We start from the raw sequence: 13354 nt of genomic DNA, 5'->3' as shown, positions 1-13354 counted from the left end.
GCAGGGAGCTGCTTGGTCTTATGAGCGCATACGTATTCCATTTCGGTGGCGGCGCCACGAACACCGATCCCCGCTCGCGCGACAAGACCATCACCGGCGGCAAGGGCGCGAACCTTGCCGAGATGGCAGGCATCGGCCTGCCCGTTCCTCCCGGCTTCACCATCAGCACCGAAGTCTGCACGGCCTACAACGCGGCGGGCAAGGCCTTCGACGATGACCTGCGCGCCGGCGTCGCCAATGGCGTCACGCATATCGAGAAGGCGACAGGGCGCGTCTTCGGCGATCCCGCGAACCCGCTGCTCGTCTCGGTCCGCTCGGGCGCGCGCGTTTCGATGCCGGGCATGATGGATACCGTGCTCAATCTCGGCCTCAACGATACCACCGTCGAGGGCCTCGCCGCCGGGTCTGGTGATGCCCGCTTTGCGTGGGACAGCTACCGCCGCTTCATCCAGATGTATTCTGACGTGGTGCTCGGCCTCGATCACCACCGCTTCGAGGATGCGCTCGAAATCGCCAAGGAAGACAACGGCTTCTACGCCGATGTCGAGATGGGCGCGGAACATTGGCAGGCGCTCGTGGCACAGTACAAGGCCATCGTCGCCGAAGAGCTCGGCCGCCCGTTCCCGCAGGATGTCCACGAACAGCTCTGGGGCGCGATCGGCGCCGTGTTCGATTCGTGGGAAAGCGACCGTGCAAAGGTCTATCGCCGCCTCAATGCCATCCCGCATGATTGGGGCACCGCGGTCAACGTGCAGGCCATGGTCTTCGGCAACATGGGCGAAACTTCGGCCACCGGCGTCGCCTTTACCCGCGATCCGGCCACCGGCGAGCGCGCCTACTACGGCGAATGGCTGGTCAACGCGCAGGGCGAGGACGTCGTCGCCGGCATCCGCACGCCGCAGTACCTGACGAAAGCCGCGCGCGAACGGGCAGGGGCCAAGCCCCTCTCGATGGAAGAGGCGATGCCCGAGGCCTACGCTGAACTCGCCCGCGTGTTCGACCTGCTCGAGCTCCACTACAAGGACATGCAGGACATCGAGTTCACCGTCGAGCAGGGCAAGCTGTGGATGCTGCAGACCCGCTCGGGCAAGCGCACCGCCAAGGCCGCGCTCAAGATGGCGGTGGACATGGCGCGAGAAGGCCTGATCGACGAGGCGACAGCAGTAAAGCGCGTCGATCCCATGGCGCTCGACCAGCTGCTCCACCCGACGCTCGATCCCAGCGCGCCGCGCGATGTGCTCACGCGCGGCTTGCCGGCCTCGCCGGGCGCCGCCACCGGCATTGTCGTGTTCGATGCCGATAGCGCCGAACACCGCGCGCAGATGGGCGAGGATGTCATCCTCGTCCGCGTCGAGACGAGCCCTGAGGACATTCACGGCATGCACGCCGCCAAGGGCGTGCTCACCGCACGCGGCGGCATGACCAGCCACGCCGCCGTGGTCGCGCGCGGCATGGGCCGCCCTTGCGTCTCGGGCGCCTCGGGCCTCTCGATCGACATGGCGACCCGCACCGCGCGGATGGGCACGCGCGATGTCAAGGAAGGCGAGGTCATCACGCTCGATGGCTCGAACGGCGATGTCATGCTCGGCGCGGTGCCGATGGTCGAACCCGAACTCGTCGGCGATTTTGCCGTGCTGATGGAATGGGCCGACAAGCACCGCCGCATGAAGGTGCGCGCAAACGCCGAAACCCCCCTCGATTGCCAGGTCGCGCGCCAGTTCGGCGCCGAAGGCGTGGGCCTTTGCCGCACTGAACACATGTTCTTCGATGCGGGCCGTATCTCGTTGGTGCGCCAGATGATTCTCGCCGAGGATGAAGCCACCCGCCGCCGCGCGCTCGATAGCCTGCTCCCCGAACAGCGCGCCGATTTCACCGCGATCTTCGAGGTCATGGCCGGGCTTCCCGTCACCATCCGCCTGCTCGATCCGCCGCTCCACGAATTTCTGCCCCATGGTGAGACGGAGTTCGAGGAGCTTTCCGAAACGACCGGCCTTGGTGTCGATCACTTGAAGCGCCGCGCGGGCGAGCTCCACGAATTCAACCCGATGCTCGGGCATCGGGGCTGCCGCCTGGGCATAACGTTCCCCGAAATCTACGAGATGCAGGCCCGCGCGATCTTCGAGGCTGCCTGCGATGTCGCCGAAAAATCAGGCGAAGCGCCCGTCCCCGAAGTCATGATCCCGCTCGTCGCGACCCGCCGCGAGCTCCTCATCCTGCGCGCGCTCGTCGACCGCGCCGCCGAGGCCGTCTTCGCCGAGAAGGGCCGCACGCTCGAGTACCTCGTCGGCACGATGATCGAGCTGCCGCGCGCCGCGCTCATGGCGGGTGAGATCGCCGAGGAGGCCAAGTTCTTCTCGTTCGGCACCAATGACCTCACGCAAACGACGCTCGGCGTCAGCCGCGATGATGCCGCGCGCTTCCTCGGGCCTTATGTCGAGCAGGGCATCTACCCGCGCGATCCCTTCGTCAGCCTCGATATCGAAGGCGTCGGCCAGTTGGTCGAGATGGCCGCCGTGCGCGGGCGCGAGACCCGGCCCGACATCAAGCTCGGCATCTGCGGCGAACATGGCGGCGATCCGGCATCGATTGCCTTCTGCGAGAAGGTTGGACTCGATTACGTTTCGGCCAGCCCCTATCGCGTGCCGATTGCGCGGCTGGCTGCGGCGCAGGCCGCGCTCGGGTAGGGGCCACGCGGCCCCACCAAACATTCGTCATTCCCGCGAAGACGGGAAGATAGGTGCCGAAAAATAGGGACTGTCCCTATTTTTTAGAACTTCGGCGCACGTAGAGCTTTGGCCCAACCGCTCAGCGTCAGGATTGCGAAGCGCTCGGTCACACGCCCATCCGCGTCTGCCGCTGCCGCAAACGCATCTTGCGCACGTGCCAGGCCGGCCTTGCCCAGCACCGGGCCGGGCCGGGCAAGGCAGCTCGAGAGGCCTTGGGCCCGCAAATCCTCCAGCAGCCGGGCAAAGCTCGCATAGCGCACATCCAGCATGCGACTGTCGCTCATCGGTTCGGCAAAGCCGCAGCGTTGGAGCAGGTCGCCGCCCGCCCGCACATCAACTTGCGGATGGATGCGCGCAGCTGCGCGCGCGCCATCGGCAGCGACCATCACGTCGCGCAAGGCGGGCACGCTGCCCGCGCCGCACCAACTCATGATCGCGAGGCCATTCGGCGCCAGCGCGCGGCGGATATGGACGAGCGCGCCGGGCAAGTCGTTGACCGTGCCGAGCGTGCCGAGGTGCGCGATCAGATCGAAGCTCGCCTCACCCGGCCATGGCTGTTCTTCGTCGAGCGGCAGTTCGCCGGCAAGCGGTGCAGGATCGGCTCGCACGACTGCGCATCCCCGTGCGGCCAGCGCTTTTGCCAGCATGCCACTGATGTCGCCCACCAGCAGCGCACGCTTCGGTTCGTGGCGCAGGAAGTCGAGCCGGTCGAGCACATCCTCGGCCATGTCCTCTGCCAGATAGTGCGCGGCATCTGGGCGGCACTGCAATGCGCGCATCCGCTGACGCTGCGAGCGGCGACGGGTGGGCGAAAAGATCGTCGGCGGCTTTTGGGGGGGAGGGGGCGTGGCCATGGCATCCGCCCCTGCCGCGCCGCGTGCGCTCTGCCAAGCCCCTCTTGCCAATGGCGGCCTTCCGGGCGAGACTTTGACCATGGCGAAACCCGCGCTTCTCGCTCCGCTGATCGATCTGGTGTTCCCGCCGCGTTGCCCCCTGTGCGGCGATGCGCTGGCGCAGCAGGGCGGGCTCTGCGCGGCGTGCTGGACGAAGCTGGCCGTGCCGGGCGATCCGGCCTGCGGCACCTGCCAGCGCCCGCTGGCTGATAGCGTGGTCCACTCCGGTGAGGTCCAGTGCGCGCCGTGCATGGCAAACCCGCCGCGCCACGCGGGCATCGCGGCGGCCACGCTCTACAACGATGCTTCGCGCGAACTCGTGCTGGCATTCAAGCGCGGCAAGCGCATCGCGCTGGCTGACCTGCTCTCACGCCTCATGGTGCGGCGCCTGCCGGATCTGCAGGGCGAATGGCTGATAGTGCCGGTGCCGCTCCATCGCTGGCGGCTGTGGGAGCGTGGGTTCAATCAGTCAGCGCTGCTGGCGGAGCGGATTGCGCGGACGGTCCATCAGCCGCTGGTGGTCGATGCGCTGGAGCGCCGCAAGCGCACGCCCTCGCTCGGCGGCCTCGGCAAGCGCGCGCGGGCTGAGGCGCTGCGCGGCGCGATCAGCGCGCATCCGCGCCGTGCCGAGCGGCTGAAAGGCGCCCGGGTACTACTGGTCGATGATGTGATGACGAGCGGCGCCACGACCGATGCCTGCCTTGCCGCGCTGCGCAAGGCGGGGGCGGCTGAAGTGCGCATCGCCTGCTTTGCGCGGGTGCTCGATGAAGCGCTCGATCAGGCAGGCCGCGAGGATGCACCGCTGGCGGCGTGAGATTTCCGGAGCCTGAAACACGAAACGCCCGGAGCGTTCACTCCGGGCGTTCCCGTGACGATACCTGATCGGTTCGGATCCATCCAGTCACGGCCTGCCCCTCGCGGCCCCAGCTTCTGCTGGTCTAGTGACGGATGACGGACCCTGCCGAAATCCCTGAGCTTTTTTCCGAGAGCCTCGCTGCTCTGCCCAATTCGGGGAGCGGCGCCGCTTTCGGGCCCCATGTGATTCCAACCCTGAACTTTGGCCTGTATTCGTGCGCCCGGACGATTAGCCCGGCTCGTGTTTGCAGCTCCCTCAAGCCGCATCCCCTTCATCCGCCATTGCCGAGCGAGGTTAAAGCATGTTGTTCAAGGCCCATGGATTTTGGCCGGGGCATGTGGTTATCCTGCAACAAAATGACACCTGCACCGCGAAAGGCTTGCCCATTTCCATCCAATCTCCCGAAACCGAGCTGCGCGAGCAGGGCGCGGTGTTCATGCCGCGCTTCGACTCCGCCGGACTCGTCACCGCCGTGGCGGTCGATCACACCAGCGGACAACTGCTCATGTTGGCGCACATGGATGCGGAGGCGATTGCCCGCACGCGCGAGACCGGCTTTGCCCACTTCCATTCGCGCTCGCGCGGGCGGCTGTGGATGAAAGGCGAGAGCTCGGGCCACGTGCTCAAGGTGATCGAGATTCGCGTCGATTGCGATCAGGATGCGCTGGAGCTCCGGGTCGAGGCGGCAGGCCCGGCCTGCCACACCTTGGCGTCCTCGTGCTTCTACCGCCGGCTTGATGCGGACGGGGGGCTGGAGCGCATCGATAGTTGACGCTTACGTAAAGGGTAGTTAGGTCGTGCGGGCATGTCCTCGCGTCCCATCACCACGAGTCCGGCCAATACTGCGAGTCAGGAACGGGTGTCAGCCGCCCAGACCCGTCTGGCTGGTTCTGCCCGCAGCAGCGATCACACCGGGCACTTGCACCAGCCCGATGCGCTCGCGCGCGAACAGTTCACCATCTCTGATCTTTCAAGCGAATTCGGCGTTACCGCGCGCGCGCTGCGTTTCTATGAGGACGAGGGCCTGATCGCGCCGACCCGCGTCGGCCTTGCCCGCATCTATTCGAAGCGCGACCGGGCGCGGCTGGCCTGGATCATGCGCGCCAAGAACGTGGGGTTCAGCCTCTCCGAAATCCGCGACATGATCGACTTGTACGATCTGGGCGACGGGCGCGCGAAGCAGCGCCGCGTGACGATCGACAAGTGCCGCGAGCGGATTGACAACCTCAAACGCCAGCAGGCCGATATCAACGCTACGATTGCCGAACTCAACAGTTTCGTTGCGCTGCTGATCGAGCGTGAGAAGCTCGAGGGCCGCCCGGTCAACCTTGATGGCGATCCTGCATAACTTTTCGAGAGGACCTGAACCATGCCCGTTTTCCAGGCGCCGACCCGCGACACTCGTTTTGTCGTCAACGAAGTGCTGGGCCTTGAAAGCTACGGCCATCTGCCCGGTTTCGAGGCAGCGACGCGGGATCTGACCGACAGCGTCATCGAAGAAGCAGGCCGCTTCGTCAACGAGGTGGTGGCTCCGCTCAATCTCTCGGGCGATCAGGAGGGCTGCACCCGCCATCCCGATGGCAGCGTGACGACGCCGAAGGGCTTCAAGGAAGCCTATGCGCGCTACATCGAAGCGGGCTGGGGCACGCTCGCCGCGCCGGAGATCTATGGCGGGCAGGGCCTGCCGCATGTCATCGGCTTCGTGATGGAAGAGTACCTTGCGAGCGCCAACCAGGCCTTCGCGATGTATCCCGGCCTTGCCAATGGCGCGATCTCGGCGATCTCGTCCAAGGGCTCTCCCGAGCAGCAGGCGATGTATCTGCCCAAGATGGTGAGCGGCGAATGGCTCGGCACGATGAACCTGACCGAGCCGCACTGCGGCACCGATCTCGGCCTCATTCGCACCCGCGCCGAGCCGCAGGCGGATGGTTCCTACGCCATCACTGGCACCAAGATCTTCATCTCGGCGGGCGACCATGACTTGTGTGAGAACATCATCCACCTCGTGCTGGCCAAGACCCCGGGTGCGCCCGAATCGAGCAAGGGCATCTCGCTTTTCATCGTGCCCAAGTTCCTCGTCAACGCCGATGGCTCTCTGGGGGACCGCAACGCTGTCTCGGTCGGATCGATCGAGCACAAGATGGGCATCCACGGCAACGCGACCTGCGTGATGAACTACGACGGCGCGAAGGGCTGGCTGATCGGTGAGGAGAACAAGGGCCTCGCCGCGATGTTCATCATGATGAATGCCGCCCGGCTCGGTGTCGGCATCCAGGGCCTCGCGCAGGCGGAAGCCTCGTACCAGAACGCGGTGCTCTACGCGCAGGAGCGGCGGCAGGGCCGCGCGCTGACCGGGCCGGCCGAGCCGCAGCAGAAGGCCGATCCGCTGCTCGTCCATCCCGATGTGCGGCGCATGCTGATGGACGCCAAGATGTTCATCGGCGGCATGCGCGCGCTGTGCCTGTGGGGGGCGCTGCAGGTCGATCTCTCGCACAAGGCCGCGACCGAGGAAGAGCGGCAGGCCGCCGACGACCTCATCAGCCTGCTCACGCCCGTGATCAAGGGCTACGGCACCGACATGGGCTACAAGACCGCGACCGACATGCAGCAGGTCTGGGGCGGGCACGGCTATATCGCCGAGAACGGCATGGACCAGTTCGTGCGCGATGCCCGCATTGCGATGATCTACGAAGGCGCCAACGGCGTGCAGGCGATGGACCTCGTGGGCCGCAAGCTGGCGCAGAACGGCGGACGCGCGGTCCAGCGGCTGTTTGCGGTGATCGATGCCGAATGCGCGGAGGAAAGTGCGGATGAGACGGTCAAGCTGGTCGCCGAACGCCTCGCCAAGACGGTCGGCCATCTCAAGGCCGCGACCATGTGGTTCCTCCAGCACGGCATGACCGACCGCAATGCGGTGGGTGCGGGGGCCTATGCCTATATGACGCTGACCGGCGTGGTCTCGCTCGGCCTGATGTGGCTGCGCATGGCCAAGGTTTCGGCTGCGGCGCTGAGCCAGGATGGTGCGGACAAGCCCTTCTACGAGGCCAAGCTGCTCTGCGCCAAGCACTGGGCGCTGCGCTTCGCCCCGCAGGCGGGTTCGCTGCGCTATGAAGTGGAAGCGGGCGCCGAGACGGTGATGGGACTCACGGCCGAGCAGTTCGCCGCTTAGAAAACCTCGGCAAACAGCCCCATCAGCGCGGCCCAGCTCTGGCGGTCGGCGCTGGCATCATAGCCGATGGCGGGAACGCCGCGCGCGTCACTGCCGGGATCGGTGAAGCCGTGGCGGACACCGCTATAGGCGTGGAAGTGCCAGTTGGCCGCAGCAGCGTCCATTTCGTCCCAGAAGGCCGTGACTTGCGAACGCGGGAAGAGCGGATCGGCATCGCCGTGGCAGACAAGGATGCGCGCCCTGACCGCGCCCGGGGCGGCGGGTCTGGCCGTATCGAGCAGGCCATGAAAGCTGGCGGCGAGGACGATGTCGGCCCCGTCGCGCGCGAGTTCGAGCGCGGCCTGCCCGCCCATGCAATAGCCGATGGCAACGGTCTTGAGGCCCTGCGCTTCCGGCAGTCCGGTCAACGCATCGAGCGCGGCGCGCAGGCGGGCGCGGTAGACATCAACCGAGGCCCTGAGCGCGCTTGCCAGCTGCATCGAATGCTCGAAATCGCGCACCGGCTGGCCATAGAAATCGGCCACCAGCACGAGGAATCCGGCATCAGCCAGCATCGCCGCACGCCGCTCCATCGGCGGGTTCGGGTTCATGATCGTCGGCAGCACAAGCACTGCGCCGCGCGCCGCACCGACGGGGCGGGCGAGCCACCCCGTCAGCGCGGTATCGCCATCGGAATAGGCCACCGGTTCGAGCGCCATCCCGCTCACTCCGGCAGGAAGTCCGGCACCGAGAGGTAGCGTTCGCCGGTATCGTAGTTGAAGCCAAGCACGCGGCTGCCGGCGGGCAGTTCCGGCAGCTTCTGGGCGATGGCGGCGAGCGTCGCGCCCGAACTGATGCCGACGAGCATGCCCTCCTCGCGCGCAGCGCGGCGGGCCCATTCCTTCGCAGCGGCAGGATCGACCTGGATCGCGCCGTCGATGGCCTGGGTGTGGAGGTTGCCGGGGATGAATCCGGCGCCGATACCCTGAATCGGGTGCGGCGCGGGCTGGCCGCCCGAGATGACCGGCGAAAGCGTCGGCTCGACCGCCCAGGCTTTCATGGTCGGCCAATGGCCTTTGAGCATTTCGGCACAGCCCGTGAGGTGTCCGCCCGTGCCCACGCCGGTGATCAGCGCGTCGATCGGGGCATCGGCAAAGTCCGCCAGAATCTCCGCGGCGGTGGTCCGCACATGGACGGCAACGTTGGCCGGATTGTCGAACTGCGCGGGCATCCATGCGCCCGGAGTCTGCTCGACGATTTCGAGGGCGCGGGCGATGGCGCCCTTCATGCCCTTCTCGCGCGGGGTGAGGTCGAAGCTGGCGCCATAGGCCAGCATCAGCCGCCGCCGCTCGAGCGACATCGATTCGGGCATGACGAGCACGAGCTTGTAGCCCTTGACCGCCGCGACCATGGCAAGGCCGATGCCGGTGTTGCCCGAAGTCGGCTCGACGATGGTGCCGCCGGGCTTGAGGCTACCGTCAGCCTCCGCCGCCTCGATCATGGCAAGGGCGATGCGGTCCTTGATCGAACCGCCGGGATTGGTGCGTTCGCTCTTCACCCATACCTCGTGACCCGGAAACAGGCGGGAGAGGCGAATGTGCGGAGTATTGCCGATAGTGGCGAGAATATTGGCCGCTTTCATGTCGCTTCCTTCTGGTGAAGTGTCTTGTCTGCAAACGTGCGTACGAGTCGGAGTTCAGGGAACCATACCGCCCACGCCACGGTAATGATTATCGCACCCACCCCGCCGAATACAACCGCGCCAGTTGCGCCGAGGAGGGCCGCGGCTACGCCCGATTGCATTTCACCCAGCTCGTTTGAAGCCGAGATGGCAAGGCCGGAAATCGCTGAAACCCGGCCGCGCACGGCATCCGGCGTATAGAGTTGGACCAGCGTGTTGCGGATGAACACGGAAACCATGTCCGCCGCGCCGAGTGCTGCCAGCATCGCCAGCGAAAACAGGTAGTCTCGGCTCAGGCCGAAGCCGATGGTGGCCGCGCCATATACGGCAACTGCGATCAGCATCTTCGCGCCCACACCGCTGGCGATGGGGCGGCGTGCCAGCAGCAGCGCCACGATCACCGCGCCCACGCCCGGCGCTGCGCGCATCAGGCCTAGGCCGTTGGGGCCGACCGGATGGCCATCGATCATCAGGATATCGCGGGCATAGACCGGCAGCAGCGCTGTCGCGCCGCCCAGCAGCACGGCGAAGAGATCGAGCGTCACGCAGCCGAACAGGAAGCGGTCGTGCCACACGAAGGTCAGCCCGCCGACAATTTGCGAGAGTGGATGCGCGCGCTTGTTCTCGTCCGGCGGCGGCAGCGGGCGGATGCGCAGGACCAGCAGCGTTGCCGTGCCCAGCAGCAGAGCGGAAATGGCATAGGGCAGGGCGGGAACCTGCGCGAAGAGCAGGCCGGCAATCGCCGGGCCGCCCACCGAACCGGCCTGCCATGCCATGGAATTGATCGCGACAGCGCGGGGCATCAGCCGCACCGGCACGACATTGGGCGCGATCGAGGCCATCGCTGGGCCGATGAACACGCGCGCGATGCCATGCAGCGCGCCGAGCGCAAAGAGTAGCGGAAGGGTGAGGTGGCCAATCAGCGTCGCCGCCATGAGCACAACCGCGACGACCATGTCGACCGCATTGGCAAAGCCGGCCACCAGCCGGCGGTCAAAGCGGTCTGCGACAAGACCGGCGACAGGCGTGAGCAGCAGGACCGGCAGGAACTGCGCCAGGCCAAGTAGCCCCAGCTGAAACGCCGCCGCGCCGATGCTCATCCCATATTGGCTGCGCGCTACATCGTAGAGCTGGTAGCCCAGCACCACGACCATGCCGGTCGTGGCGAAGACCGACAGGAACCGGGCCAGCCAAAAGCGGCGGTAGTCCGGAATGTCCAGCGGCGAGCGAGGTTCGTCTGCAGGCAAGGTCACGCCGTTCGAATGGCAGCGCGGCGCGCCCTTGCCAAGCAAGCAAAACTCACCGGCGGTTTAATTCTTCCCCGCCGTTCAGATCTTCCCCGTCGTTCAGATCTTCAACGTCGCCGTCAGCCGGATGTCGCGCCCGGCGATGGGCACGAAGTCGCGCGTTTCCGAAGTGGCGAGGCGGCCGACCTTGTCGAGCAGGTTGTCGCCCGAGAGGATGAGCGCGAGCGGCCCGTTCTTGCCCATCGGGCGCCACGTGACATTGGCGTTCAGCAGCGTGTAGCTGCCCACTGGATTCTCGTAGGTGGTGACGCGGTCCTGCCGCGCATGGACGATTGCCTCGATGTTCGCGCCGACCCGGTCGGATTCGTAGGTCACGCCGCCGCGCACCCGCAGCGGCGGAATGCGCGGAGCCGGGCCGGAACCGGTGAGGCTGGCGTGGACATAGTCGACCGCGCTTTCGAGCGAGAGCGAGCGGCCATCGTCCCAGGTCAGCGCCTTCCACGAACCTTCGGCTTCCAGGCCGCGGAACTTGGCGGGCAGCTGGATATACTGGTAGACCGGCGCGCCTTCGATCCGCTCGCCGGTGGGGATCGGTGCGATGAAATTGCTGAAGTCCGTGGCATAGGCGGTGAACGCCCCGGCAAAGCGGTCGCTGTGATAGCGCAGCCCCGCTTCGACCGTGTTGCTGCGTTCGATCCGGAAGGCGGGATTGCCGCGCTCGTAGGACTGGGTCGCGTCGTGCAGGCCGTCGATGTAAAGCTCCTCCGCCGTCGGCGCGCGCTCACCGTGCGTAGCGGCAAGGCTCAGCGTCACGCTTTCAAGCGGATGCCAGGCAATGCCTGCGCCTGCAGCGAAGAGATCGAAGCTGCGGCCGGAATCATTGGCGCCGAGGCCCTTGGGCTTCACCGAAACGTGCTCGCCGCGCAGGCTGCCTTCGAGATCGACAGGCCCGAGCGAAAGCTGCTGGCGGGTGAATCCGGCGATGCGTTCGGTCACCGAATTGGGCAGCAGCGGCTCACCTTCGATGCGGAAGTTGCGCGTACCATACTGGATGCCGCTTTCGCCGCGCCATCCGCCGTGGCGGGCCTGGGTCAGCACGAAGCGCGATTCGATCGACTTGTTGAAGAAGCGGGTGCCCGCGACGCCGTCCTCGATCTCGGCATGGGTGTAGTCACCGTAGGCAACGCGTGCTTCCAGCCGGTCGAAGAACCCGCCGAGATTGACACTGCCGCGCAGGTCATAGCGCGTCTGGCGCAGCGACAGCGAGACCGGATCGGGTGCTGCAGGCGAAGGACGCGGCGGAATGCCGTAGTCGCTGTTGAGGCGCTGGACCGAAACACCGAGCGAACCGCCGCTGTCGATGAAGGCAAGGCCGCCACCAAAGGCGGAGCCGCGCGCCCATGAGTTGGCAAGGCGCCCGCGCGCATCGAGCCCGGCGGTCAGGTTCGCCGCGCCTTCGGGATCGCCTGCGGCTGTGAGGTCATCAGCTTCGGCGCGCAGCCGGGCGCGCAGCGGATCGGATACGACATTGCCGCCAACGCGCACGTCGCCCGCGCGGTTGTACGAAGCGTCGAAATGCGCGGCGAGCCGGGGGGCGAGCGCCACATCGACCGCGCCGCCCAGGTTCACCGAATCTGCCGCCGAACCATAAGCGCCGAGCGCGTTCACCGTGATCGGCTTGTCCGGCATGCGGCGCGGGATGCGCCGGTCGAGCGCGTTGACGGCGCCGCCCGCCGGGTCTGCCGCGTAGAGCAGCACTTCCGGCCCGTGGAGCACTTCGATCTGTTCGACATTGAGCGTATCGATGGCAACGCCGTGGTCCGCCGAGACCGAGCTTGCGTCGAGCGCGCCGAGGCCGTCGGTCAGCACTTGCACGCGCGGGCCATCAAACCCGCGCAGGACAGGTCGGGATGCGCCGGGAGCGAAGCCGCTGGTCGAAACACCGGGGAGATGCGCCAGCACGCTGCCGATCTGCGCGGCGGCGCGGCGGGCAAGGTCTTCGCCATTGATCACGACCGGCGCCACGATCGCGTCGCGGTCGCCCGAGATCAGGCGCCCGGTCACCACGATCGGGGCATGGCCCGCGTCATCGGTCTGGGTTGTGCTTATCTGCCCGGGCGATGCCGCCTGCGGCCCACCGGTTGCTGCGGGGGCCGGGCTCGCCGGATCCTCCGCGGCGGCGATGGCAGGATTGGAAAAAGCGAGAAGAACGGCGCTGAGCGCAGTGCTGGCGGCAAGCGTGGATTTATGCATTGGCGACACCTGAAGCGTTGTTTCGGGTGTCGCTTTAGCGTGATGATATAATATATCAAGTAACAATCGGCAGTCCGAACCACTTGTGTGCGCAGCCGATGCTGCGCTGCATCAACGGCTGCGCTGAAGCCTTGGATTGGGCTGCAAGGACTTGATCATCATCAGGAAATCGTCGCCCCTGATAATGCGTTCGAACTGGAAGCCAGCGCGGGTGCCGTCGCTCCACACAAGGAAGGCCTCGATTCGCCCGATGTGCTGCAGGCGGATGGTGATCCGCTCACCGCGCTGGAGGGCGACTTCGCCCTTCACCATGAAGCCGGTGGTGGAGATGTTGATGACATGCAGCATCACATCTCCCAGCCGGCGATGTTCGCCGATCAGGGGCAAGTCAACCGGATGGCGGGTCGTAAGCCGCTGATCGGTGACGGAAAGCTGTGCGCCGCTGGCCATGGTTGCTCCTCGTGATGGTCAAGCACACGAGTATCTGAAGCCAATAGGCTGATAATTCGTAAAGGCCCGGCACCGTTTTGCCGCTTTGCGGTAAAGGCTT

At 66.3% G+C, this 13354-nt stretch carries 11 protein-coding genes; 5 read left to right on the top strand and 6 right to left on the bottom strand.

Annotation, left to right across the window (positions count from 1 at the left end; genetic code table 11):
- Window positions 1–20: 20 nt before the first annotated feature.
- The gene (ppdK, locus tag ACO06X_RS03980) at window positions 21–2684 is read left to right on the top strand and encodes a pyruvate, phosphate dikinase (protein ID WP_421838698.1); all 2664 of its coding nucleotides are present in this window, start codon (window positions 21–23) and stop codon (window positions 2682–2684) included.
- Between the two features lie 83 nt (window positions 2685–2767).
- On the opposite strand, the gene ACO06X_RS03975 is transcribed toward ppdK, so the two are convergent.
- On the bottom strand, window positions 2768–3580 hold the full coding sequence (locus ACO06X_RS03975; RefSeq protein WP_421838697.1) for a methyltransferase domain-containing protein: 813 nt from the start codon (window positions 3578–3580) through the stop codon (window positions 2768–2770).
- Between the two features lie 79 nt (window positions 3581–3659).
- Here ACO06X_RS03975 and ACO06X_RS03970 point away from each other — a divergent pair, with 79 nt between their 5' ends.
- From ACO06X_RS03970 to ACO06X_RS03955, 4 genes are all read left to right on the top strand, one after another.
- The gene (locus ACO06X_RS03970; protein WP_421838696.1) at window positions 3660–4433 is read left to right on the top strand and encodes a double zinc ribbon domain-containing protein; all 774 of its coding nucleotides are present in this window, start codon (window positions 3660–3662) and stop codon (window positions 4431–4433) included.
- Window positions 4434–4911: 478 nt separating this feature from the next.
- Entirely contained in the window at window positions 4912–5247 is a 336-nt protein-coding gene (gene hisI / locus ACO06X_RS03965) for a phosphoribosyl-AMP cyclohydrolase (RefSeq protein WP_421839851.1), read from the top strand.
- A gap of 147 nt (window positions 5248–5394) precedes the next feature.
- Entirely contained in the window at window positions 5395–5823 is a 429-nt protein-coding gene (locus ACO06X_RS03960; RefSeq protein ID WP_421839850.1) for a MerR family transcriptional regulator, read from the top strand.
- A gap of 21 nt (window positions 5824–5844) precedes the next feature.
- Window positions 5845–7644: an acyl-CoA dehydrogenase C-terminal domain-containing protein gene (locus ACO06X_RS03955; protein ID WP_421838695.1), complete on the top strand. Its 1800-nt coding sequence runs from the start codon at window positions 5845–5847 to the stop codon at window positions 7642–7644.
- On the opposite strand, the gene ACO06X_RS03950 is transcribed toward ACO06X_RS03955, so the two are convergent.
- The 5 genes from ACO06X_RS03950 to ACO06X_RS03930 form a co-directional block, all read right to left on the bottom strand.
- The gene (locus ACO06X_RS03950; protein ID WP_421838694.1) at window positions 7641–8342 is read right to left on the bottom strand and encodes a dienelactone hydrolase family protein; all 702 of its coding nucleotides are present in this window, start codon (window positions 8340–8342) and stop codon (window positions 7641–7643) included. The genes ACO06X_RS03955 and ACO06X_RS03950 overlap by 4 nt on opposite strands.
- 5 nt (window positions 8343–8347) lie before the next feature.
- On the bottom strand, window positions 8348–9265 hold the full coding sequence (gene cysK, locus ACO06X_RS03945; protein ID WP_421838693.1) for a cysteine synthase A: 918 nt from the start codon (window positions 9263–9265) through the stop codon (window positions 8348–8350).
- On the bottom strand, window positions 9262–10557 hold the full coding sequence (locus ACO06X_RS03940; RefSeq protein WP_421838692.1) for an MFS transporter: 1296 nt from the start codon (window positions 10555–10557) through the stop codon (window positions 9262–9264). Before ACO06X_RS03940 ends, cysK begins: the two co-directional genes overlap by 4 nt.
- A gap of 93 nt (window positions 10558–10650) precedes the next feature.
- Window positions 10651–12804 carry a TonB-dependent receptor gene (locus tag ACO06X_RS03935; protein ID WP_421838691.1) on the bottom strand — a complete coding sequence of 718 codons (2154 nt, stop codon included), beginning with the start codon at window positions 12802–12804 and terminating at the stop codon, window positions 10651–10653.
- A 111-nt stretch (window positions 12805–12915) separates the two neighbouring features.
- The gene (locus ACO06X_RS03930; protein WP_298169140.1) at window positions 12916–13254 is read right to left on the bottom strand and encodes a PilZ domain-containing protein; all 339 of its coding nucleotides are present in this window, start codon (window positions 13252–13254) and stop codon (window positions 12916–12918) included.
- Window positions 13255–13354 lie beyond the last annotated feature (100 nt).

It is taken from the genome of Novosphingobium sp., from assembly GCF_965229225.1.
In the GTDB taxonomy this organism is placed as follows: domain Bacteria; phylum Pseudomonadota; class Alphaproteobacteria; order Sphingomonadales; family Sphingomonadaceae; genus Novosphingobium.
Note: the sequence above shows the minus strand (reverse complement) of the source record. Positions and strands in the feature narration are given on the sequence as shown.

Coding starts and splice junctions, on each gene's coding strand:
- ppdK (WP_421838698.1), top strand. CDS start 21: ATGAGCGCATACGTATTCCATTTCGGTGGCGGCGCCACGAACACCGAT.
- ACO06X_RS03975 (WP_421838697.1), bottom strand. CDS start 3,580: ATGGCCACGCCCCCTCCCCCCCAAAAGCCGCCGACGATCTTTTCGCCC.
- ACO06X_RS03970 (WP_421838696.1), top strand. CDS start 3,660: ATGGCGAAACCCGCGCTTCTCGCTCCGCTGATCGATCTGGTGTTCCCG.
- hisI (WP_421839851.1), top strand. CDS start 4,912: ATGCCGCGCTTCGACTCCGCCGGACTCGTCACCGCCGTGGCGGTCGAT.
- ACO06X_RS03955 (WP_421838695.1), top strand. CDS start 5,845: ATGCCCGTTTTCCAGGCGCCGACCCGCGACACTCGTTTTGTCGTCAAC.
- ACO06X_RS03950 (WP_421838694.1), bottom strand. CDS start 8,342: ATGGCGCTCGAACCGGTGGCCTATTCCGATGGCGATACCGCGCTGACG.
- cysK (WP_421838693.1), bottom strand. CDS start 9,265: ATGAAAGCGGCCAATATTCTCGCCACTATCGGCAATACTCCGCACATT.
- ACO06X_RS03935 (WP_421838691.1), bottom strand. CDS start 12,804: ATGCATAAATCCACGCTTGCCGCCAGCACTGCGCTCAGCGCCGTTCTT.
- ACO06X_RS03930 (WP_298169140.1), bottom strand. CDS start 13,254: ATGGCCAGCGGCGCACAGCTTTCCGTCACCGATCAGCGGCTTACGACC.